Here is a 22,567-nt window from a genome sequence, read left to right as displayed (position 1 = left end):
ATATGCGCTCCCGGCTTAGAAGGGCAGGCGCTTGGCCAGCTCGCCGTACAGGGATCCAATGACAGCGAAGGCGGCAAGGCCGATGAGGCCGTCCAACAGGACAACGTAGAAGCGGTTGAGATCTGGGTCGTTGGAGGACGCTGCTGTTTCACGAAGCTTCTGGTAGTAGGAAGAGTCCTCAGCCTTGGAAGAGATAGCGGAAGAGTTGGTGGACTTCACGCTCGACTCCGCAGCAGTGGCTGCGGCGGTGCCAGAAAAGGTAAGTGCAACTGCGGTGCTGAGAGCGATGATAGTGCGACGCATAGGGAGGGAGACCTTTCGATAGGGAAAACGCTAACACCCCACAACATACTCTGTCGTGGGGTGGAGTGGTGCCCCTGGTGAGACTCGAACTCACACTACACGGGTTTTGAATCCGTTGCCTCTGCCAATTGGGCTACAGGGGCGCACTGGCAAAGATATTAGCGCAGCCGACTAACACAGACCTAATTGCCTGCCCGCGCGCGGTTTGAGAGCGGTATGAGTAGGCCTTGGGCTACCGAATGAGGGCGAGCGGTGGCGCGTCACGCAACACGTTAGGATGGGCTGGGTGACTACTTCTCAGCCCCGACTTTTGCTTATCGACGGCCACTCCATGGCCTTCCGCGCATTTTATGCACTACCAGCGGAGAATTTCTCCACCTCGGGAGGTCAGCATACCAATGCGGTGTATGGCTTCTTGTCCATGCTGGCCAATATTCTCAACGAGGAGAAGCCCGATTTCGTTGCAGTGGCTTTTGATGTCGGCCGCAAGACATTCCGTACCGAGATGTTCCCGGACTACAAGGCGCAGCGAGAGGCGGCCCCTGAGGAGTTTCGCGGCCAAGTCGAGCTCATCCGCGAGGTCTTGGGCACGCTAGGCATCACGACGTTGTCGCGTGAGAACTTTGAGGCCGACGATATCGTGGCCACGTTGTCTACGCAGGCAGGATCTGACTATGAGACCCTGCTGGTGACGGGTGACCGCGATTACTTGCAGTTGGTTGATGAGTCCACGACGGTTCTGTACCCGATGCGCGGCGTGTCCACCCTGCATCGCTTTACCCCGGCAGCGGTGGAAGAAAAATACGGCTTGACCCCGCAGCAATACCCGGACTTTGCCGCCCTGCGCGGAGACCCGTCTGACAACCTGCCTAGTGTGCCGAAGGTGGGGGAGAAGACCGCTACGAAGTGGATTACGCAGTATGGTTCCCTCGAGGAGCTCATTGCCCATGCCGAAGAGATTAAGGGCGTGGCCGGCCAGAACTTCCGTGACCGCATCGAGCAGGTCAAGCTTAACCGTCAGCTCACACAGATGGTGACGGACATGGACCTTGAGGTGGGGCCAGCAGACCTGGCTTTCAAAGGGACAGTAGCTAGTGAAGTCGCCGCGCGTTTTGATGAGTTGGAGTTCGGCACTAATCTGCGCGAGCGTGTGTTGAGTGTCATTCCGCACGACGCTGATGCTGAGGCCGCAGCGGCAGAAGAATCGCCCAAGGTTGCAGTGTCCATTACTGACCAGCCTCTCGCCGAATGGCTCAAGGAAGGCGACAGTTTGCGCAAGCACGTCGCGGTCTTTGTGCAGGGCGATGGAACTCCGGGCGCTGGTGATGCGGCAGCGCTAGCGCTTGTCGACGAATCCTTTGAAGGCCTCCAGCTCGAACTTGCTGATCTCAGCGCGGAGGACGACGCAGCGCTTGCCGAGTGGCTGTCCTCGGATGCGCCGAAGTACTTCCATGAGGCCAAGGAAGCCTTCCACATGTTGGCCGGACGTGGCATCGAGCTGCGCGGCATCGCACATGACACTGCCCTCGCCGCATACCTCCTGCGGCCGGGCCAGCGCACGTACGAGCTGAGTGACGTCTACCAACGTCACCTGAAGAAGTCTTTGGGGCAGGCGAGTGAGCAGCTCTCTATCCTTGATGACAATCCACTGGTAGACCAAGCAGGGGCGATTATGGAACTTGCTGCGGAGCTCACGACCCAACTGCAAGAGATCGATTCCTTCGAGCTGTATACCGACCTCGAGCTACCGCTGGTGCCCATCCTGGCCCGTATGGAGGCTGCCGGCATCGCCGTGGACAAGGACATCCTGGAAACCCAGCGTGATGCTTTCATTGAGCAGGTCAACGAACAGGAGCGCGCTGCACGTGAGCTGGCGGGGGATGACTCCCTCAACCTGAACTCGCCGAAGCAGCTGCAGGCAGTGCTTTTCGAGACCTTCGATATGCCGAAGACGAAGAAGACCAAGACCGGCTATTCCACCGCCGCCAAGGAAATTGAGCAGCTGGCTGCTAGCCACCCGCATCCTTTCCTCGACCATCTCTTGGCGCACCGCGAGTACCAGAAGATGAAGACCACGCTGGAAGGCCTCATCAAGACGATTCAGCCGGATGGCCGCATTCACACCACCTTTAACCAGACGGTGGCTTCCACCGGCCGTTTGTCCTCGACGGAGCCCAATCTGCAGAACATCCCGGTCCGTACGGAAGCTGGCCGCCAGATTCGTTCTGCCTTTGTGGTGGGCGAGGGCTTTGACACGCTAATTACCGCTGACTATTCCCAAATTGAGATGCGTGTGATGGCGCACCTCTCAGCGGATCCGGGGCTCATTGAGGCCTATCGAAAGGGAGAGGACCTTCACAACTTTGTAGGTTCGAGGGTCTTCGACGTGCCAGTCGATGAGGTCACGCCAGAGCTGCGCCGCCGCGTCAAGGCCATGTCCTATGGCTTGGTATATGGTCTGTCGGCCTATGGCCTATCGCAGCAGCTGGGAATTCCGGCTGGTGAGGCCAAGCAGATTATGGAGAGCTACTTCGAGCGCTTTGGTGGCGTGAAACGCTACCTCGACGAGGTGGTGGTCCAAGCCCGCAAGGACGGCTATACCTCAACAGTCTTTGGTCGCCGTCGCTACCTGCCGGAGCTCAACTCCGACAACCGTGTGGCTCGCGAGAATGCCGAGCGCGCTGCACTCAATGCCCCGATTCAGGGCACGGCGGCTGACATCATCAAGGTGGCCATGATTCGCGTGGACAAGGCACTTGAGGGCATGGAGTCACGCGTATTGCTCCAGGTCCACGATGAACTTGTCGTTGAGGTCGCAGCCGATGAGGCGGAAAAGGTGCACACCATCTTGGAGCGCGAGATGGACAAGGCTATCGAGTTGACGGTGCCGTTGGAGGTTTCCGTTGGCCAGGGCAAGAACTGGGATGCGGCCGCCCACTAGGCCCTAGGTCAATCCCACCGCACGTTCATCCTCAGTGGGCGTGCGGCGCTCCACGAGGCAGCCCGCCAACAGGTCGAAGGGCGTTTGGCCGATCAGAATGACGCTAAGGCCCAAAATGGCGAGAATGATGCCCTCGACCATGGGCAGCCCGGTGAGCGCTAGCAGCGTGAGCAACAGCCAGCTGTTGCGGATAGCGGCGCTGGCAATGCCGGGACGTTGCGCAATAACCTCCAGTTTGAGAGACCACTTGCCCAGCGAAGTCTGCTTCGTGGTTTCGACCCACACGCGGTAGATATAGAAAACTCCAGCAAGGGCCGCGATGTCGTAGATTTCGCCGGCGCGACCAGTCAGTATGCCATCGGTGGCGAGGTTGGTGAGCCATTTGATGACGAGGATGATAGCGGCGGCGAGGAAGGCATCGATCCACCACGCCACCACGCGGCGCAGCACAATGCCGAGGCGTTCTAGAACCATGTCTGCCAGCTTACGTCCCCGCACCCCCTGTCCTTGCTGTGGGGAGTTACGGGTGGGCATCGACGGCCTGGCAGGCGAAAATCGCGGTTCCGGGGAAGAGTGCGCCGCGCTCAGGCGACCACTGTCCCCACGTGATGTCGAGGCCCTCTGGCCACTCTGGTTCTATCAGATTAAGAATCTGAAAGCCCCCGCGGACCTGGAGAGCGCGCAGCCAATCACCCAGGGTGCGGTGAAACTCAGCGTAGGTGAGCTCACCATCAGAGTTCTGCTCGAGGTACGCGCGGTCGAAGTAGGACAGCTCTGCTGTGAGATTAGCCGGATCGTCGGGGAAGACCCAGCGCATTGGGTGCGGCACTGAGAAGACGAATCTGCCGTCGGCACGAAGGACGCGGTGCACCTCAGCAAGCGCCGCATCCAGATCCGCAATGAAGGGCAGTGCCCCGAAAGCGGAAAAGACAACGTCAAAGGCCTCCCCGCGGTAAGGAAGTGTCAAGGCATCAGCTTGAACAAGTGGCAGCCCGGGGTCGGCATGGGAGAGCATTCCGGCGGAGAGATCGAATCCCGTCGCAAACCCTGCACGTCCTTGCAGCCACTGCGTGCAGGGCGCGGAGCCGCATCCGAGTTCGAGGACGGTGGCCGAGGAGACGTCGCCAAGCAACCGCGCCTCAGCCTCATGCAGCATCTCCGGGCACCAATAAAAGGATGAAAGATACTCCGGGTGGGTAGCGTGATACGAGTCAGCATCGGAGTCCCAAAAGGCGCGGTTGGCCGCTGAGGCAGAAAACATAGGTCCTTTCGCGTGGCACATTTGCCCTTGTAGCTGCATGGATGTAGTGTTGGACGAGCGTGTCTATGACTCGGGACGAACTGGGCTACTGTAGGAGAGTTCAGCCGGACCGCGAGTCGGGATTGAAATCCATCTTAAGCCTTGCGTATTTTCGCTGCTTAATGACGCTTTTCAAGAGACGCGTAACTGTCCAATCACGATCTCCTACGTCACTTCGGAGCATAACTACATGCCAACTTCTAACACCCCTCAGGTTGCGATCAACGACATCGGAACCGCAGAGGACTTCCTCGCAGCTGTCGACGCCACCATCAAGTACTTCAACGATGGTGACATCGTCGAGGGCACCGTGGTCAAGGTTGACCACGACGAGGTCCTGCTCGACATCGGTTACAAGACCGAGGGCGTCATCCCGTCCCGCGAGCTTTCCATCAAGCACGACGTCAACCCGGATGAGGTTGTCGAGGTCGGCGACGAGATCGACGCACTTGTTCTCACCAAGGAGGACAAGGAAGGCCGTCTGATCCTGTCCAAGAAGCGCGCACAGTACGAGCGTGCTTGGGGCGCCGTCGAAGAGCTGCACGCCAAGGAAGAGCCGGTTACCGGTACCGTCATCGAGGTTGTCAAGGGTGGTCTCATCCTCGACATCGGCCTCCGTGGCTTCCTCCCGGCTTCCCTCGTTGAGATGCGCCGCGTTCGCGACCTGGAGCCGTACATCGGCCAGGAGCTCGAGGCCAAGATCATCGAGCTGGACAAGCAGCGCAATAACGTCGTTCTGTCCCGCCGTGCTTACCTCGAGCAGACCCAGTCTGAGGTCCGCTCCGAGTTCCTGCACCAGCTGCAGAAGGGCCAGGTCCGCAAGGGCGTCGTCTCCTCCATCGTCAACTTCGGCGCCTTCGTCGATCTCGGCGGTGTCGACGGCCTGGTTCACGTTTCCGAGCTGTCCTGGAAGCACATCGACCACCCATCCGAGGTTGTCACCGTGGGCGACGAGGTCACCGTCGAGGTTCTCGACGTCGACCTGGACCGCGAGCGCGTGTCCCTGTCCCTGAAGGCAACCCAGGAAGATCCGTGGCGCGTCTTCGCCCGCACCCACGCTGTGGGCCAGATCGTCCCGGGCAAGGTCACCAAGCTCGTACCGTTCGGCGCCTTCGTACGCGTCGAGGAGGGCATCGAAGGCCTCGTCCACATCTCCGAGCTGGCTCAGCGCCACGTGGAGGTTCCGGACCAGGTTGTCACCGTTGGCCAGGAAGTCATGGTCAAGGTCATCGACATCGACCTCGAGCGTCGTCGTATCTCCCTGTCCGTTAAGCAGGCAGATGAGGACTACACCGACGAGTTCGATCCGTCCAAGTACGGCATGGCTGACTCCTACGATGAGCAGGGCAATTACGTCTTCCCCGAGGGCTTCGATCCGGAGACCAACGAGTGGAAGGAAGGCTTCGACGAGCAGCGCCAGGCTTGGGAGGCTCGCTACGCCGAGTCCGAGCGTCGCTTCAACCTGCACACCGCTCAGATCGAGCGCAACCGTGCAGCAGCTGCTGAGGCCGCTGAGTCCGCTGCGGACAACTCCAACTACTCCTCCGAGTCCCAGGATGCAGCTCCGGCATCCGAGACTGAGGCAGAGGTTGGCGGTTCCCTCGCATCCGACGAGCAGCTCGCTGCTCTGCGCGACAAGCTCGCAGGCAACTAAACCCAACTCGTCGACGCTCCACGTTTCGTGCGCGTGAGCGTTTGAGTTCACAAGGCCGTCTCTCCCCGCACTGCGGGAGAGGCGGCCTTGGTGCATCTACTGGCGTATCGTGGGCCGGTATGAAACTCATTGGACTCACCGGTGGAATCGGAAGCGGCAAATCCACAGTGGCACAGTTGTTGGAGGAGCAGGGCTGGGTGCTTGTCGACGCCGACCGGATCGCCCGCGACATCGTCGAACCTGGTCAGCCCGCTCTAGCGGAGCTGGCGGAGGCTTTTGGGGAGGACATTTTGCGTGCAGACGGCACGCTCGATAGGGGCCTGCTCGCCTCCCGTGCCTTTGCAAGCCGGGAGAAGACCGACCTCCTCAATTCCATTACCCATCCACGTATCCACGAGGAAACTCAAGCTCGTTTCGACGCTGCCCGCCGCGCAGGTGAGGAGTTTGTCGTCTACGACATGCCTCTGTTGGTGGACAACGGACTGCATAAGGACATGGACGCCACCATCGTCGTGGATGTCGACGTGGAAAGACGCGTGCGCCGTTTAGTGGAGTTTCGTGGACTTGAGGAGGACGATGCACGCCGCCGCATTGCGGCTCAGATTCCCGATGATGTTCGTCGTGCTGCGGCCGACCTCCTCATCGACAACAACGGCCCCCGCGAAGCACTGGACGCGCACGTTTTGGAGGCCGTTGAGGAGCTGAAGCGTCGCTTTAGCTAGCGCGTTTCTACGACGTCAGAGACGGCAATGTGGTCGTTGTTCTCCATGTCCTCGCCCACGAAATCGAGGTCGGTGCGCATGAGCATGGTGTTGTAATCGCGCCAAGAAGTCAGCGTGTAGTAGAGGTGCTGGTCATCTTGGTTAGGCAGAACATAAGGCGCGTACGTGTCATTCAGTGGCTCGCCACTAATGACCTTGGCCGTGGATTCGTCGACAAGCTTGCGGCGTGCGGACCACGGGCCCTCGGGGGAATCTGCTGTGCGCATCACAATTCCTTCGCCCTCGACGCCGTACATCGTGACGAACTTTCCTAGGTAGTCGTTGTAGGCTACGGAGAGCTCAGAGACCTTGCCGTCCAGCACGACGCTCGCCTGGGATGGATCCTCCACCCAGGAGCCGTCAGCGTAGTAAGCGAAGGCATCTTCGTTGGGGAACTCAGACTTAAGTGCGCGGGAGAGGTACGCCGGCCCGCGGCGGCCTTGCCCGGTGGTGAAGCGGTAGACGTAGTCGCCGTGTTCGACGTAGGCCGACTGCTGGAGTTTCTCAAAGCCGTCCTGGTAGTTTGCCCCGCCGGGGATAGGCGCGTTCGCGCCGTGGCTGGCATTGGTGCGGGTAGCTTCCGGAACCGCGTGCCACGTGACGCCGCCGTCGGTGGACTTCACCGTTGCGGCATAGTTGGTGGACCAGCCGGTCTTCGGGTCATGCCAGGAGCGCACCGACATGTAGTCGATGTAGTGCACACCGTCGACCGCAATGCCAGCAGTTGGGATGGTCGTGCGCTCACCGTTCATGTCAGCATCACCGACTTTTTGGGAGGGAATGAATTCCTTGGCACGTCCGGAGCCTGACCAGCCGCTGTTGGTCAGTGCTTCATCGAGACGCAGCCCGTCGCCGTAATCCTGGTCGGTGGTCCGCAGAATGACATTGGAACGCCAGCCATCGCCTTCGCCGACACAATCCATGGTGTCTCCAAAGACATAGTAGGAACGCCCATCACCATCAGCGTAGGCAATGCCGAGGTCCGTACCGGAGACGTCGAAGTCCAGGTCGGTACGATTGGGCGAGCCTGCGCCGGTGATGAGCTGCATGATTTGGGTAGGGCCGCCGGTGATTTGACGCTGGTTATAGTTGCTGCGCTGGCCACTAGTGGAGCGCTCGGACTGCGACGGCTTGGACGAGCCATTGAACAGCGCACTTAGTCCGCCCAATGAGGAACCACCCGCGGGACCAGCCGGCTTCGAAGTGAAACTGCCGGACTTGGAGTATGGCGTGCAGGGAGCAGCCAGGGCGTGTGGGGCTTGGGCAATGAGGGCAACGGGGAGGAGAGCGGTGACGGTTACCGCACTAGCAAGGGAACGAAACTTCATGCCTGCCGATTCTAAAGCAGCGCAGCAACATTTAAAGGACTTGGTAGACAAAATTTACTTTTCGCTCCCGCTTCGTTCATATTCACTGCTTAGTCTCATCCTCCATGGGAACCTGGGATGTTGGACCATTCGATAATCACGCCGCGTGCGCAGTGCTCGCGGACATTCGTGATGGCTCCTTCGATCTCGAGAACTTCAAACGCAGCTGTGTAGACACACCCCTCGATGTTGATGATGCGGAAGTCATCATTGCGCTCGGAGCGCTCGCCACGACGCCGCCCGATAAACTTCCCGCCGGCTTGTGCCTCGATGATGTGCGCCAGCTGCGTACCCCGCAAACGAAGGCTTGGTTGCGCAAGCGAATGAATCGAGCGATGGAACCTGATTCCTCTCCGGTGTATGCCCTCTGGGAGACCACGGGTGAGCTGGAGGACTGGCTGCGCTCGACGCGTGCCGCCTTGCCCTAAAGACGCGTTAGACTGGTCGGCATGGCTTTCGCTGCTGAACATCCCATCCTGCCCGTTTCTGAACACCGCCCCGTCGGTGAAGTCGAGCGCCGTTCCGGCGAGTTCAAGGTCGAATCAGAGTACCAACCCGCTGGTGACCAGCCAGCAGCTATTGCAGAACTAGATGAGCGTCTCACGCGCGGCGAGCGGGACGTTGTCCTCATGGGTGCTACCGGCACGGGTAAGTCCGCTACTGCCGCGTGGCTGATCGAGAAGCAGCAGCGTCCCACCTTGGTCATGGCGCCGAACAAGACACTGGCAGCGCAGCTGGCTAACGAGCTGCGCCAGCTGCTGCCTCACAATGCCGTCGAGTATTTCGTGTCCTACTACGACTACTACCAACCTGAGGCCTACATCGCGCAAACCGATACCTACATTGAGAAGGATTCCTCGATCAATGAGGACGTGGAGCGCCTGCGCCACTCCGCCACCTCGGCGCTGCTCTCGCGCCGTGATGTCGTCGTGGTGTCCTCCGTCTCGTGCATTTATGGTCTCGGTACTCCGCAGTCCTACCTGGACCGTTCCGTAGTGCTTGAGGAAGGCGAGGAGATTGACCGTGATCGCTTCCTCCGCCTGCTCGTTGATATTCAATATGAGCGCAATGACGTGGGCTTTACCCGCGGTACCTTCCGTGTCAAAGGCGACACAGTGGACATCATCCCTGCCTATGAGGAGCGCGCGGTGCGCATTGAATTCTTCGGCGATGACGTGGATGAGCTCTACTACATTCACCCGCTGACGGGTGATGTCATCGAGCGAGTCGACGAGGTTCGTATCTTCCCAGCGACCCACTATGTCGCTGGACCTGAACGCATGGCCCGCGCCATCGAAGACATCAAGGAAGAGCTGGCGGAGAGACTCGCGGACTTGGAAAACCGCGGCAAGCTGCTCGAGGCACAGCGCCTACGCATGCGCACTGAGTACGACCTCGAAATGATTGAGCAAGTTGGCTTCTGCTCCGGAATTGAGAACTACTCCCGCCACGTCGATGGCCGCCCAGCCGGCTCGGCACCAGCAACGCTGTTGGATTACTTCCCCGAAGACTTCCTCACTATCATCGACGAGTCCCACGTCACCGTGCCCCAGATTGGCGGCATGTTTGAGGGCGACATGGCCCGCAAGCGCAACCTCGTGGAGTTTGGCTTCCGCTTGCCTTCGGCGGTGGATAACCGCCCGTTGACCTTCGATGAGTTTGAGGACCGCGTGGGACAAACCGTGTACATGTCGGCGACGCCTGGTGATTTTGAGATGACGGCCTCCGGCGGCGAGTTCGTGGAGCAGGTCATCCGCCCGACCGGTCTGGTGGATCCGAAGGTGACGGTGAAACCCACGAAGGGACAGATCGACGATCTTATTGACGAGGTCCGTGCCCGCACCGCCAAGCAGGAGCGCGTCCTTGTTACTACCTTGACCAAACGCATGGCGGAGGACCTGACCGACTATTTGCTGGAGCACGGCATTAAGGTGCGTTACCTCCACTCGGATATCGACACGCTGCAGCGCGTGGAGCTGTTGCGGCAGCTGCGCTTGGGAGAATTCGATGTGCTCGTCGGCATCAACCTGCTGCGTGAGGGACTTGACCTCCCTGAGGTGTCCCTCGTGGCCATCCTCGATGCCGATAAGGAAGGATTCCTGCGCTCGACAACATCCCTCATTCAGACCATCGGCCGTGCCGCTCGAAATGTCTCCGGCGAGGTCATCATGTATGCAGACAAGATTACGGACTCGATGCAAGAAGCTATCGAGGAAACCGAGCGCCGACGCGAGAAACAGATTGCCTATAACACCGAGCACGGCATTGATCCTCAGCCATTGCGCAAGAAGATCGCGGATATTCTCGACCAAGTCTATGAGGACGGTGACGGCGCCGAGGATGGTGCAGATGCGGATCCGACGGCAATCGTCGAGAAGCGCGATGTGTCCTCCATGGCGGCTGATGAGGTGCAGGCGCTTATCGACGATCTCACCGCCCAAATGCGGGACGCCGCACGCGAGCTCAAGTTCGAGTTGGCTGGCCGTCTGCGCGACGAGATCGCGGATTTGAAGAAGGAACAGCGCGGCCTCAAGGAAGCGGGAATTTAGGCGAAAATGAGCGCACTCGTCGTGGACTCACGTGCCATACTAGAAACAGATTAAACGCTACTTATAAGGAGAAATATGCTGAGCTACAACGTTATCGCCGTCGGCACCGACGGTTCGAAGACCTCCCTGCGTGCGGTACAGTCCGCCGCATCGATGGCCCGTGCCTACGACGCCACCCTGATCATCGTTTCTGCGTTCTACAACCACTCCGGTTCCATGTTGGGTGCCCCGAACTCGGAGGATGCTCGCTTGCCAGTGGTCAGCGAGGAGATGTCCGAGAGCTACCTCAATAACGCTGCTGAAATTGCGCACAATGAGGGAGCGAAGCATATCGACATCATCGCTAAGTCGGGCGACCCTGTTAACGCCCTCATCGAGGTGGGCCGCGATTACAACGTTGACCTGTTCGTCGTGGGTAATAAAGGCATCCATTCGGTGCGTGGCCGAGTCTTCGGTTCAGTGGCGACGGAATTGACCCGCAAGGCGCATGCAGACGTCGTTGTGGTCAACACCACCGAGGACTAGGTTCTAATCGACGTCGTGGCGCTCGCGTTGTTAGACTAGCGGGTGCGCGAAAACTTTATTTGATTGTCAACCGAGCCCCGTGTGCGTGAGGGCTCGCGAAGAAAGGTCATCATGAGCGATTACAACAAGATCGTGGTCGGTACCGACGGTTCCAAGTCCTCCCTGCTTGCAGTGGAGCGCGCTGCCAAGATCGCTGCAGCCTTCGATGCCACCCTCATCATCGGCTGTGCATACTACGAAAACCAGGAGCAGGCGTCCAAGACTCTGCGCCAGGATTCCGTAACCATCCTTGGTGATGAAAAGGCTCAGGCAAACCTCACCGCTGGCAAGGAGCACGCGGAGCAGTTCGGTGCGACAAAGGTCGAGACCGCTGTCCGCCCGGGCACCCCGGTTCAGGCACTGATGTCCATTGTCAACGACAACAAGGCTGACCTGCTCATCGTGGGTAACCGCGGCATCAACTCTCTGACCGGTCGCCTGCTGGGTTCCGTTCCGGCTGATGTGGCTCGCCAGTCTGACTGCGATGTGATGATCGTCCACACCGTCAGCTAAGACGCATTGTCAAGCGCGCGGTTCCCCCTCCCTTCGGCTAGGGGGAGCCGCGCACTTTGTTTTGTGGAAGGCAAACCTACAGACGGAGGGTGCGGAAGGCACGGGCGAGAACATGACCATCGGCACCTTGAATGAGCGGGATGTCAAAAGACCCCGTCTCGTTTGCCTTGACCAGCGGTGCTAGCGAGCCGTGGGAGAGCAGTTGCTCTTGCGGCGAAAGATTGCGAATCGCCACTGCTGCCACTCGGTCTGGGTGTTCGGCTACTGCATCGGCGTAGGTCAAGGGATCGTGCTGGCCGTCATCGCCAATGAGCAGCCACCGTAATTTCGGGTAGGCAATGAACAGATTGCGCAGTTGCACACGTTTGTGTTCCTGACCGTTGCGGAAGAGCCCTGTAGGGGTAGGGCCCCAGTCCGTAAGCAAGAGCGGGCCACGCGGGAAGCCATTTTCCTCCATGAAGGTCACCAAGGTGTCATACGTGTTCCACGCACCAGTAGAGAGGTAAATGAACGGCACTCCGGGGTGCTCTTCAGCGACCTTCCGATAAAAGCGGGCCATACCCGCTACGGGAGTGCGCGTATCGGTGCGCTTGACCCACGAGTTCCACGCAGCGATCATGGCACGCGGCAGCCACGTCACCATGATGGTGTCATCAATATCGCTCACCACACCAAGCTCGGTGTCTTCCCCCACGATGAGCACATCCGCGGTAACTTCATCTGCGCCTTTCGCACGGATGGTGACCTCGTGCCAACCGGGCACGAGGCCGTGATTGTGGACGAGGACGTCAATATAGCCGTTATGGTTGGTCGTACCTGTCACTGTCTTTCTACCGACGGTGACCTCCACCTCATGGCGCGGTACCTGAATGGTGAAGAACTGGCGGTAGCCGCGCTGCGCCCATGTTCCAGAGTTTTCCGATTCGGGATCGTGCATCAGCACGCGGCCCAAAACGTGCACAAAGTCGGCATTACCGTACCCAGAATAGCCAGTGACGGAAGGCCGCCATCCTTGACGTGCCGAACGCTTTAACGTGAAGGAATTGGTGGAGAATTCTATCTTGCGGGCGATATCGGAAAGTGCCATGCGCACCAGATTATCGGAAAACCTCCGAGTAGCGGCCGGAGATGGTCAACGACTGCGTCGCGCGGGTAATGGCCACATAAAGGTTGTGCATTCCTTGGGGCGAGGCTGCCACGATGTCATCGGGGTGGACTACGTTGACGTGGTCAAACTCGAGGCCTTTGATTTCCTCCACATTGTCCGCGGTAATGACCGCATGTAGGCGGCCTTCAGAATCAGTGAATGTCCCTGGTGTGTCCCGTACCGTATCCTCGCTCATGTGGCTGCTACGCCACATGACGTCGACGCCATCGCGTACGGCAATACTAGGCGTGGCCCCCGGGTTGATCTCTTCCAAAAGTTGATTGGCCAGCTCCGTGATGGGGCGTGGCGTGCGGTAATTGACCGTGAGGCCGTGCTGCCGGAAGCGATTGCCCACAAATGGTTCGAGTGTTTCTTCCCATTCATCGACGCCGGCTGGGGAGCCGGTCTGAGAGGTATCGCCGACGAGCGTCATCCACCGCGACGGGCTGCGGCGGAAAATCATGCGCCACTCCATCGGGGTTAGCTCCTGTGCTTCGTCGACAATGACGTGGCCATAGGCCCACGTGTAGTCCTCGCGTGCGCGCTGTGCTGTCGTGCGGGAATCGCGTACCTCCTGGCGGCGGGCGAGGTGCTCGGCATCGATAACGTCGTGGGCGGAGAGAATCTCCGCCTCGAACATGTCGTCATCATTATCTGTGGAATCGGAGGAGCTCAAGATATCTAGTGCATCCTCGGCCTCGGCCACCTGTTCACGCCACTGCTTATCCTCGGCGGCGCGCTCAGCCTCCGGATCCGGCATGCCGATGAGGACCGCGAGTTCGTCGAGAAGCGCAGCGTCCGACGGCGTCCACGCAGTTCCGTCCTCACGGTAGAGAGCCTCACGGGTTTCATCATCATATGCGCTAGCAGCGGAGTCGATACGTGCAGTGCTGCTGAGCAGCTCCGCAAGCACCTCCGTGGGGGACAGGTGCGGCCAGAACTCCTCGATGAGTTCTGCGACGAGTGGCTCTTCAGCCAAGTCATCGTGGAGCTGGTCCACGTCCGCGCGGGAGAGCAGATTCTCCCCACCCAGCGGATCCTCACCGATGCGCTGCGCCATGTGTTGCGCTAAAGATTCGATGAGATGCTCAGCAAACGCTGCCTGGGCATCGTTATGGGGCTTGCGGGAGCGCCGGGCACGGGTACGAGCCGCCTTGACCATGTCTGCGGTGACGATGAGCTCGAGGCCATCGATATCAACGGCGCGAGGTTCGTCCGGAAGACGCTGGTAGTCCTTGACCGCATTCGACAGAATTTCCGCCATGGCTTCAGAGCCCTTGATCTCGCGAGCCAGCAAAGACTCCGAGTGGGTAGCGTCGATGCCAGGGAAAAGGGAGGCAATGGTGGATAAGACGACACCGGTCTCACCGAGCTCCGGCAGCACTCGGGAGATGTACTCGAGGAACGTGGAGTTGGGCCCCACGATGAGCACACCTGTAGCGGCGAGCTGTTCGCGGTAGGTGTAGAGCAGGTACGCTACTCGGTGCAGCGCCACCGCCGTCTTGCCGGTGCCAGGGCCGCCTTCGACGACCATGACACCACGGGTGCTATCGCGAATGATCTCATCCTGTTCGCGTTGGATGGTCTCCACGATGGACGGCATGTGCCCGGTGCGGGCACGGTGCATGACGTGGTGCAGGGCAGATTCGCTGGCCACATCGCTGCTTTCAATGCTGGCTTCACCTTCCAAAACTTCATCACTAATGCCGGTGACGGTCCGGCCGGTCGTGCGGATATGGCGGCGCGCGTGCACGCCCTCCGGGTGCGCGGTGGTAGCGAGGTAGAAGGGGCGGGCCATTGGTGCGCGCCAGTCCAGAAGAAGCGTGCGATAGTCCTCTTCGCGGGCATCTAGGCCCATGCGGCCGATGTAGCGGCGATCCAGACCTTCTGGGGTGGGGTTATCACCTGGGGCATCGATATCGATGCGGCCGAAGACGAGGCCGAGTTGGGCGACATTGAGCCGGTCAAGCTTCGCCTGCAAACCGTGATACTCCGTTTCACGGCGCACGAGTGCATCCGCGTCCGGCGTATGCGGGTCCACGGCTGCCTGCACCTCATTGAGGCGCTCATTCGCTGACTGCACCTCGTTGTCGAGGCGTGCAAAGAGGCCATCGACGTATGACTGCTCGGCGGAAATCTCGGTGTGAGTCGCAGTTGAAGATTCAGACACAAGGCTCCTTGGACGCGTATGACGGCTTCTCGTGGAACAGAGGCGCAGAGAGGGACATGAAAAAAGACAACGGCCCAGCATACTCGCTGAGCCGTTGTCCTCTCCACCGCACTGAGAAGTGCAGTGATTGTGCTGGGGACTATCCGCAGCTTAGGCGTGGCGTTTAGAAACGGTCACCGAACTTCGCGAAGGCCTTGTCCAGCTTCTTGGTGGCTTCCTTCTGCAGCTTGTCGGCACGCTTGCGGGCCTTCTTCTGCGCACGCTTGCTGTCGACGTTGTCGACCTGCGCCAGGGCAGCATCAGCGCGATCCTGAGCCTTGCCAGCGGCCTTCACCAGACCCTTGCGAGCGGTTTCGGTGTTGTCACGAGCAGCATTGAGCCAGTCATCCTTGTTGTCATCGAAGAACTCGCGAGCGGTCTCAGCGGTTTCTTCGACGAAGGAGCGGGCGCTATCGAGGAAGTCACGGCCGGTGGACTCCCAGTCATCACGGTTGTCCTCGACGTAATCCTTAGCGGACTCGAACCAGTCATTGGCCTTAGAGGTGACTTCAGAGGAGATGTCGCTGGCGCGGTTGGACACGTCCTCCGCGAACTTCTGCTGCTCAGACTTACCCGGTAGTGCGGCCTGAATCTTCTTATTGGCGCGCTCGGAAGCCTTAGCGGTACGCCAGCGCAAGGAAGGCTTGCCCTCGGTGTCCTGGGTAACGATGGCGAGGGCACCCAGCAGAGCAGTATTGGTGAGGAAGTTAGTGCGCTGGGATTCCTTTTCCTCCTTGGAATCAGCGGACCAAAAAGCATTGCCCACGAGGTTCGGAACGTGGGTCAAAGCCAGCACAGCAGCCGACGTGCGCGGAGCTTTACCCAGAGCCAGGGTGGTACCGGCAGCAGTCTTGGCGCCGCCCAGCGCGCGGGTAACGAGCTCCGGATCATTGGGGATGTAGCCTGCGTACTCTCGGGGCAGCACCTTGCGAAGACGCTTGAGCACGGACTCGGTGTCCGCGACGTGCTCCGAGGTGTTGCGGAGGGTATCCACACCATCCCAGACAAACACGGAGGCCAGCATAGGACGGGCAAGCTTACGAATCATGACGTGCTCCATTCATTAGATATATAAAGACGTTCGCCACACTATAGTACGCGGATTAAACAACAATCGCTGCTACCACCGGCGCTCCCACCACTCTTCCAAGTGCGGGCGCTCAGCACCCAAGGTGGTGGAGTCTCCATGTCCGGGGCGAACGATTGCCTCGTCCGGGTAGACATCAAAAATCCTTTGGGTGACATCCTTGTAGAGGCGCACGAAGTCTCCCTCCGACGTCGTTTTTCCCACGCCTCCAGGGAAGAGTGAATCGCCGACGAAAAGGTTCGTCACACCATCGATCTCGACGGCAATTGCGGCGCCACCGGGAGTATGGCCCCTGAGGATAAGGACGGGGAACTCGTGCCCGGCGAAGGGGAGAGTATCTCCGTGCTCCAGTTCTACGTCGACAGGCGCTGGGAGGGCGGGGGAGTCGAGGAAGGATGCGTAGTGAGTCGCCCCGGTCTTGTCCAAGACCTCTTCGAGAGCGCGGACGTGGTCCCAATGACGGTGTGTGGTGAGCACAGCGGTGATGGTGACCCCATGGTCTTCAGCGAGGGAGAGGAGAGCGGGGGCGTCCGCTGAGGCGTCGACAAGCAACGCCTCATTACCTGCACAGAGCAGGTAACACTGGTTGTCCATCTCGGAAACGGAAATTTTATGAAGTTCAACCGCGTTGTTCATGTATCCCACCTTACGGGTAGATTCTGATCCAGAACTCCCATAGCCAATATTTACTTGCGTAGGAAGGCAACAATCAGTGGCTGATCGTTTGGTCGTACGAGGCGCACGTGAGCACAACCTCAAAGGCGTGGATATCGATATCCCGCGCGACAAGCTCGTGGTGTTTACCGGCTTGTCGGGCTCAGGCAAGTCCTCCCTAGCCTTCGACACCATTTTTGCCGAAGGCCAGCGCCGCTACGTGGAGTCCTTGAGCTCCTATGCGCGCATGTTCTTGGGCCAGATGGACAAACCGGACGTGGAGTTTATTGACGGGCTGTCCCCGGCTGTCTCCATCGATCAGAAGTCCACCAATCACAACCCGCGCTCCACCGTCGGTACGATTACGGAAATCTACGACTACCTGCGCTTGCTCTTCTCTCGTGCAGGTACCCCGCACTGCCCGGAATGTGACGCGGTTATTGAACGCCAAACTCCGCAACAAATCGTGGACGAAGTGCTGGGCCAAGAAGAAAAGCTAAAGTTCCAGGTTCTGGCACCGGTGGTGCGGCGTCGCAAGGGCGAGTTTGTGGATTTGTTCAAGGACTTGGCGGCGCAGGGCTACTCCCGCGTGCGCGTCGATGGTGAGCTGCATCAGCTCAGCGATCCGCCCCAGCTCAAGAAACAAATCAAGCACGATATCGACGTTGTGGTGGACCGTCTGCAAGTCAAGGCTTCCCAGAAGCAGCGCCTTACTGACTCGGTAGAGACGGCGCTGCGGCTTGCCGACGGCCTCGTGACCCTCGATTTCGTCGACCGTGAAGAGCTGACCCACACCTACTCGGAGAAGGCCGCCTGTCCGAACGGCCACACGCTGACAGTGGAAGAATACGAGCCGCGTGCCTTTTCCTTTAACGCACCTTTCGGTTCCTGCCCGGCCTGTGATGGCCTAGGCACGCGCCTTGAGGTGGACGTAGACCTGCTCATTCCGGACCCGGATGCCCCAGCGGTGGAGGCTATTCAGCCGTGGACCTCGAGCCCGAATTCACGCTACTTTATCAAGCTAGTGGAAGGGCTGGGTAAGGCCTTGGGCTTTGATCCCAAGACTCCAGTTTCAGAGCTCACAAAAGAGCAGCGCCACGCCCTGATCTACGGATCCGACGTCGAAGTGACGATGCGCTACAAGAACCGCTACGGCCGTCAGCGCAACTGGTCCGCACCTTTCGAAGGTGCCATTGGCTTCTTGGAACGCAAGTTGGAGCAAACGGATTCCGAATCGCAGAAAGACCGTCTGCTGCAATACACGCGCCGGGTACCGTGCCCGACCTGTGGTGGTACCCGCCTGAAGCCGGAGATTCTCGCCGTGCGCTTGGCCTCGACCGCACATGGTGAGCAGTCCATTGCTGGCTTGAGCTCGCTGTCCATCGAGGACGCCGCGGAGTTCCTCGATTCGTTGGTTCTGGGCCACCGTGAAGAAATCATTGCCGGTGCTGTGCTCAAGGAGATTCAGGCACGTCTGCGATTCCTGCTCGACGTGGGCCTGAACTACCTCACCTTGGACCGCGGCGCCTCGACGCTTTCTGGTGGTGAGGCGCAGCGTATTCGCCTCGCCACTCAGATTGGCTCGGGCCTGGCGGGAGTGCTCTATGTGCTAGATGAGCCGTCCATTGGCCTCCACCAGCGCGATAACCAGCGTCTCATCAAAACATTGAAACGCCTGCGCGATATCGGTAACACCCTCATCGTGGTTGAACACGATGAGGACACCATCCGGGAGGCTGACTGGCTGGTAGACGTCGGACCCCGTGCTGGCGAATTCGGCGGCCAAGTGGTCTACCAAGGCGAACCTGCCGGAATTGAGAAGGTGGAGGAGTCCCTCACCGGACAGTATCTCTCTGGGCACAAGGAACTCGCCGTGCCGGATTCGCGCCGAGCGATTGACCGTGACCGTATGCTCAAGGTGGTCGGCGCGCGCGAGAATAACCTGAAGGGGATTGACGTGGAGATCCCTCTGGGCGTCCTCGTGTGTGTGACGGGTGTGTCCGGTTCGGGTAAGTCCACCGTGGTTAACCAGATTCTGGCCAAGACCCTGGCGAATAAGCTCAACCGTGCCCGTCAGGTACCAGGCCGCGCCAAGCGCGTGGAAGGCACTGAGCACTTGGACAAGCTGGTGCAGGTGGATCAGAGCCCCATTGGCCGTACACCGCGCTCCAACCCGGCAACGTATACGGGTGTCTTTGACAAGATCCGTAACCTCTTCGCCGAGACCCAAGAAGCGAAGGTTCGTGGCTACAAGCCGGGACGTTTCTCCTTCAACGTTAAGGGCGGGCGCTGCGAGGCGTGCCAGGGTGACGGCACCATCAAGATTGAGATGAACTTCTTGCCGGACGTATACGTGCCGTGTGAGGTATGCCAGGGTGCGCGCTACAACCGTGAGACACTCGAGGTTCTCTATAAAGGCAAGAACATCGCCGAGGTCCTCGACATGCCCATTACGGAGGCAGCCGAGTTCTTCGAACCGATCACATCTATCCACCGCTACCTCAATACCTTGGTCGAGGTGGGATTGGGCTATGTGCGTTTGGGGCAGGCTGCTACGACCTTGTCGGGTGGCGAGGCCCAGCGCGTGAAACTGGCCTCCGAGCTGCAAAAGCGCACAAAGGGTCGCACGGTCTATATCCTCGACGAGCCGACCACCGGTCTGCACTTTGAGGATATTCGCAAGCTCATGCTCGTTATCCAGAGCCTCGTGGATAAAGGCAACTCGGTCATCATCATCGAGCACAACCTCGATGTCATCAAGGCTGCCGACTGGATTGTGGATATGGGTCCGGAGGGTGGCTCCGGCGGCGGAACCGTCGTGGCTCAGGGCACCCCGGAAGACGTGGCCCAGGTTGAAGGTTCCTATACCGGCAGCTTCCTCAAGGAGGTTTTGTGACCTTCAGTAGAAAAGAACGCGGTTGCCTTGGCGCCGTTCTGCTCGCTGTGGGCCTTGCCACTAGTGCGACTGTCAGCGGTTGCTCAAAGCCGGACGAGGGCCCTCAAAGCGCTGAAGCGACCTCCGAGCAAGACGCTAAGGGATCTGAACAAGCCTCCAACTATGATCTGAAAGTTGCTTTGCGCAACGTGATCAACGAAGTTGAGAGCGAATACAAGGAGTACGACATCAAGGCTGGTGTCGCTGTGGCCGATAGCGCTGGTGTCGTGCAGGCGGGCGTGCCGGGAGAGGAGCCGACGTGGTCCACGGTCAAGGTTCCGATCGCCATCGCGGCGCTTCGCGACGGTGCAAGTCCCGACCTAGTGGACTTGGCCATCAAGGAGTCAGACAATGATGCCGCCTACGCCTTGTGGTCCCATGTGCAATGGAACGAAGGCGATGCCAGCAGCTCACTGAAAGACCTTCTGGATGATTATGGCTCCACTGGTGAACTGGAGGAACCATTTGGGTATTCGCGCTGGTTGCTCAAGGACCAAGCGTTGTTTGGCTCACACCTGCCGTGCATACCTGAAGCGGAGTACGTCTACGATGCCATGGATGAGATCGTAGAGTGGCAGGACAACGGTTTAGATAAATTGCCCAACACTCGTGCCAAAGGTGGTTGGGGTCTGTCTGAGGAGGACAACGGCTATACACACCGCCAGGTGGGTGTGCGTGATGCCGGCAGTGACGGCTCGATTGGCCTTGCCATCGAGGTCACCATGCCCGGTGAGAGTGCCGAAAAGGCTATCCCTGCATTAAACGTGCTGGCTGCTGGCGTGGATCGTTCCGTTACAGAAGCCCTGGATGCGGGGGCGCTCACGCCTGTGAAGGAGTGTGAGCCGAAGTCTACGGCTTCCGCGAGCGCTACGACGAGTACCACAGCGACGGTGAGCAGCTCGGCGTCTACACGGGACACCGCTACTAGCTCGGCGACACGCACCTCGACACAGCGATTTGGTTCCTAGCTCAGTGGGTGTTAGTGTTGTGGGCACTACCGCCCGTAGCGCCTCCTCCAGGAGGTACTTGGGCCGCAAGCGGAGTTTCTCCCACCCGAAGCCGCGTCGCTCACGAGATTATGCTCAGTGCGAACGCAGGATAAAGGTAAAAGAGTAGGCGCCACGTCAGTGGTGCGTACTTGTTAGAGACTCCCGGTTGCCAGTGGCACCCGGGATTTATTCGTTTGTGGTCACGGTAGGCGCACTACTAGCCCCCACAATCGAGGAGAACCACAATCAGCGCTGAAGCTCGCATTAATGAGCGCATCCGAGTACCCGAGGTCCGTCTTGTTGGCCCCGGTGGTGAACAGGTGGGTATCGTCCGCACTGACGATGCTCGCAAGCTCGCATACGAAGCCGACCTTGACTTGGTCGAGGTTGCACCGAATGCGAAGCCGCCCGTAGCCAAAATTATGGATTACGGCAAGTTTAAGTACGAGCAGGCCCAGAAGGCCCGCGAGTCCCGTAAGAACCAGCAGCAAACTGTGGTGAAGGAACAGAAGTTCCGTCCGAAGATTGATGATCACGATTACGAGACCAAAAAGGGCAACGTGGTGCGCTTCCTGGAGAAGGGTTCCAAGGTCAAGGTGACCATCATGTTCCGCGGTCGTGAGCAATCGCGTCCGGAACTGGGTTTCCGCCTGTTGGAGCGTTTGGCTGACGACGTCGCTGAAGTTGGCGTCGTGGAGTCGCGCCCCAAGCAGGATGGTCGCAACATGACCATGGTCCTGGGACCTGTCCGCAAAGGCAAAAAGTAGACCACGCTCCACTTAGGATTTAAGGATTTAATTCTCATGAAGCAGAAGACTCACAAGGGCACCGCCAAGCGCATCAAGGTGACCGGCTCCGGCAAGCTGCGCCGCGAGCAGGCAAACCGCCGCCACCTCCTCGAGGGCAAGCCGTCCAAGCGTACCCGTCGTCTGAAGGGTGACGAGGACGTCGCTCGTGCAGACATCAAGCGCGTCAAGCGCCTTCTCGGCCGCGCATAAGTCAGCGCCGAACTCCCCATCCCCACACACTCACAATCAAGATAAGGAAGTATTACTGTGGCACGAGTAAAGCGCTCAGTTAACGCCAAGAAGAAGCGCCGCGCGATCCTGAAGTCCGCCAAGGGCTACCGTGGCCAGCGTTCCCGCCTCTACCGCAAGGCTAAGGAGCAGTGGCTGCACTCCATGACTTACGCTTACCGCGATCGTCGCGCCCGTAAGTCCGAGTTCCGCAAGCTGTGGATCCAGCGCATCAACGCTGCTGCTCGTATGAACGACATCACCTACAACCGTCTCATCCACGGCCTGCGCCTGGCTGAGATCGAGGTCGACCGCAAGATCCTCGCTGAGCTTGCTGTCAACGACTTCGAGGCATTCTCCGCTCTGTGTGAGGCTGCTAAGGCCGCACTGCCGGAGGACGTCAACGCTCCGAAGGCTGCTTAAGCACCTAACATAGAAGCGTTACCGAGCCCACCGCTCCCATCGTCGGGAGTTGGTGGGCTTTTGCGTTGCACGGTGAGGGGGAGCGGCGGGATGGAGGAGCAGTTTTCTATTTATTCATCTCTTATATACAGTCGTGACGCTGAGCAGTCATGAAT

General features: G+C 59.3%; 20 protein-coding genes and 1 tRNA gene. 12 read left to right on the top strand and 9 right to left on the bottom strand.

Annotation, left to right across the window (positions count from 1 at the left end; all coding sequences use genetic code 11):
• Positions 1–15 precede the first annotated feature (15 nt).
• Together QP922_RS05225 and QP922_RS05220 are read right to left on the bottom strand one after the other, a co-directional pair.
• The gene (locus QP922_RS05225) at positions 16–303 is read right to left on the bottom strand and encodes a hypothetical protein (RefSeq protein WP_284808204.1); all 288 of its coding nucleotides are present in this window, start codon (positions 301–303) and stop codon (positions 16–18) included.
• 66 nt (positions 304–369) lie between these two features.
• Positions 370–446 (bottom strand) — tRNA-Leu (locus QP922_RS05220).
• Between the two features lie 134 nt (positions 447–580).
• On the opposite strand from QP922_RS05220, the gene polA reads away from it, so the two are divergent.
• The gene (gene polA / locus QP922_RS05215; RefSeq protein ID WP_284808203.1) at positions 581–3,244 is read left to right on the top strand and encodes a DNA polymerase I; all 2,664 of its coding nucleotides are present in this window, start codon (positions 581–583) and stop codon (positions 3,242–3,244) included.
• Between the two features lie 3 nt (positions 3,245–3,247).
• Here polA and QP922_RS05210 read toward each other — a convergent pair whose 3' ends face one another.
• Positions 3,248–3,718, bottom strand: a complete 471-nt coding sequence (locus QP922_RS05210; protein WP_284808202.1) for an RDD family protein — start codon at positions 3,716–3,718, stop codon at positions 3,248–3,250.
• Positions 3,719–3,764: 46 nt separating this feature from the next.
• Positions 3,765–4,505, bottom strand: a complete 741-nt coding sequence (locus QP922_RS05205) for a class I SAM-dependent DNA methyltransferase (protein ID WP_284808201.1) — start codon at positions 4,503–4,505, stop codon at positions 3,765–3,767.
• Positions 4,506–4,734: 229 nt separating this feature from the next.
• Between QP922_RS05205 and rpsA the strand changes: the two genes are divergently transcribed.
• Both rpsA and coaE read left to right on the top strand, forming a co-directional pair.
• On the top strand, positions 4,735–6,198 hold the full coding sequence (rpsA, locus tag QP922_RS05200; RefSeq protein WP_070670054.1) for a 30S ribosomal protein S1: 1,464 nt from the start codon (positions 4,735–4,737) through the stop codon (positions 6,196–6,198).
• 119 nt (positions 6,199–6,317) lie between these two features.
• Positions 6,318–6,920 carry a dephospho-CoA kinase gene (gene coaE / locus QP922_RS05195; protein ID WP_284808200.1) on the top strand — a complete coding sequence of 201 codons (603 nt, stop codon included), beginning with the start codon at positions 6,318–6,320 and terminating at the stop codon, positions 6,918–6,920.
• Here the strand turns inward: coaE and QP922_RS05190 are convergent.
• The gene (locus QP922_RS05190) at positions 6,917–8,287 is read right to left on the bottom strand and encodes a glycoside hydrolase family 183 protein (protein WP_284808199.1); all 1,371 of its coding nucleotides are present in this window, start codon (positions 8,285–8,287) and stop codon (positions 6,917–6,919) included. The genes coaE and QP922_RS05190 overlap by 4 nt on opposite strands.
• 104 nt (positions 8,288–8,391) lie before the next feature.
• Between QP922_RS05190 and QP922_RS05185 the strand changes: the two genes are divergently transcribed.
• The 4 genes from QP922_RS05185 (at position 8,392) to QP922_RS05170 (ending at position 11,952) form a co-directional block, all read left to right on the top strand.
• Positions 8,392–8,754 (top strand): DUF4259 domain-containing protein, encoded by a 363-nt coding sequence (locus QP922_RS05185; RefSeq protein WP_284808198.1) that lies wholly within the window; start codon positions 8,392–8,394, stop codon positions 8,752–8,754.
• Positions 8,755–8,775: 21 nt separating this feature from the next.
• Positions 8,776–10,875, top strand: coding sequence for an excinuclease ABC subunit UvrB (gene uvrB / locus QP922_RS05180; protein WP_284808197.1), 2,100 nt, complete (start codon positions 8,776–8,778; stop codon positions 10,873–10,875).
• Between the two features lie 75 nt (positions 10,876–10,950).
• Positions 10,951–11,400 carry a universal stress protein gene (locus QP922_RS05175; protein ID WP_070670064.1) on the top strand — a complete coding sequence of 150 codons (450 nt, stop codon included), beginning with the start codon at positions 10,951–10,953 and terminating at the stop codon, positions 11,398–11,400.
• 111 nt (positions 11,401–11,511) lie between these two features.
• Complete coding sequence (locus tag QP922_RS05170) at positions 11,512–11,952, top strand: universal stress protein (protein ID WP_070670066.1); 441 nt, start codon at positions 11,512–11,514, stop codon at positions 11,950–11,952.
• A 76-nt stretch (positions 11,953–12,028) separates the two neighbouring features.
• Here the strand turns inward: QP922_RS05170 and QP922_RS05165 are convergent, their stop codons facing one another.
• The 4 genes from QP922_RS05165 to QP922_RS05150 all read right to left on the bottom strand — a co-directional run bounded on the left by QP922_RS05165 (position 12,029) and on the right by QP922_RS05150 (position 17,031).
• On the bottom strand, positions 12,029–13,039 hold the full coding sequence (locus QP922_RS05165; RefSeq protein WP_284808196.1) for an App1 family protein phosphatidate phosphatase: 1,011 nt from the start codon (positions 13,037–13,039) through the stop codon (positions 12,029–12,031).
• Between the two features lie 10 nt (positions 13,040–13,049).
• Positions 13,050–15,269 (bottom strand): HelD family protein, encoded by a 2,220-nt coding sequence (locus QP922_RS05160; protein ID WP_284808195.1) that lies wholly within the window; start codon positions 15,267–15,269, stop codon positions 13,050–13,052.
• A 163-nt stretch (positions 15,270–15,432) separates the two neighbouring features.
• Complete coding sequence (locus QP922_RS05155) at positions 15,433–16,356, bottom strand: DoxX family protein (RefSeq protein WP_284808194.1); 924 nt, start codon at positions 16,354–16,356, stop codon at positions 15,433–15,435.
• 72 nt (positions 16,357–16,428) lie between these two features.
• Positions 16,429–17,031, bottom strand: a complete 603-nt coding sequence (locus QP922_RS05150; RefSeq protein ID WP_284808193.1) for an MBL fold metallo-hydrolase — start codon at positions 17,029–17,031, stop codon at positions 16,429–16,431.
• Positions 17,032–17,107: 76 nt separating this feature from the next.
• Between QP922_RS05150 and uvrA the strand changes: the two genes are divergently transcribed.
• The 5 genes from uvrA to rplT all read left to right on the top strand — a co-directional run bounded on the left by uvrA (position 17,108) and on the right by rplT (position 22,412).
• Entirely contained in the window at positions 17,108–19,945 is a 2,838-nt protein-coding gene (gene uvrA / locus QP922_RS05145; protein ID WP_284808192.1) for an excinuclease ABC subunit UvrA, read from the top strand.
• Complete coding sequence (locus QP922_RS05140) at positions 19,942–20,952, top strand: serine hydrolase (protein ID WP_284808191.1); 1,011 nt, start codon at positions 19,942–19,944, stop codon at positions 20,950–20,952. Before uvrA ends, QP922_RS05140 begins: the two co-directional genes overlap by 4 nt.
• A 266-nt stretch (positions 20,953–21,218) precedes the next feature.
• A complete protein-coding gene (infC, locus tag QP922_RS05135) occupies positions 21,219–21,740 on the top strand; it encodes a translation initiation factor IF-3 (protein ID WP_080550383.1) in 522 nt (173 codons plus the stop codon).
• A 36-nt stretch (positions 21,741–21,776) separates the two neighbouring features.
• A complete protein-coding gene (rpmI, locus tag QP922_RS05130) occupies positions 21,777–21,971 on the top strand; it encodes a 50S ribosomal protein L35 (protein ID WP_284808190.1) in 195 nt (64 codons plus the stop codon).
• 57 nt (positions 21,972–22,028) lie between these two features.
• On the top strand, positions 22,029–22,412 hold the full coding sequence (gene rplT / locus QP922_RS05125; RefSeq protein WP_005323264.1) for a 50S ribosomal protein L20: 384 nt from the start codon (positions 22,029–22,031) through the stop codon (positions 22,410–22,412).
• Positions 22,413–22,567: the final 155 nt, after the last annotated feature.

The organism is Corynebacterium sp. MSK218, assembly GCF_030232655.1.
In the GTDB taxonomy this organism is placed as follows: domain Bacteria; phylum Actinomycetota; class Actinomycetes; order Mycobacteriales; family Mycobacteriaceae; genus Corynebacterium.
Note: the sequence above shows the minus strand (reverse complement) of the source record. Positions and strands in the feature narration are given on the sequence as shown.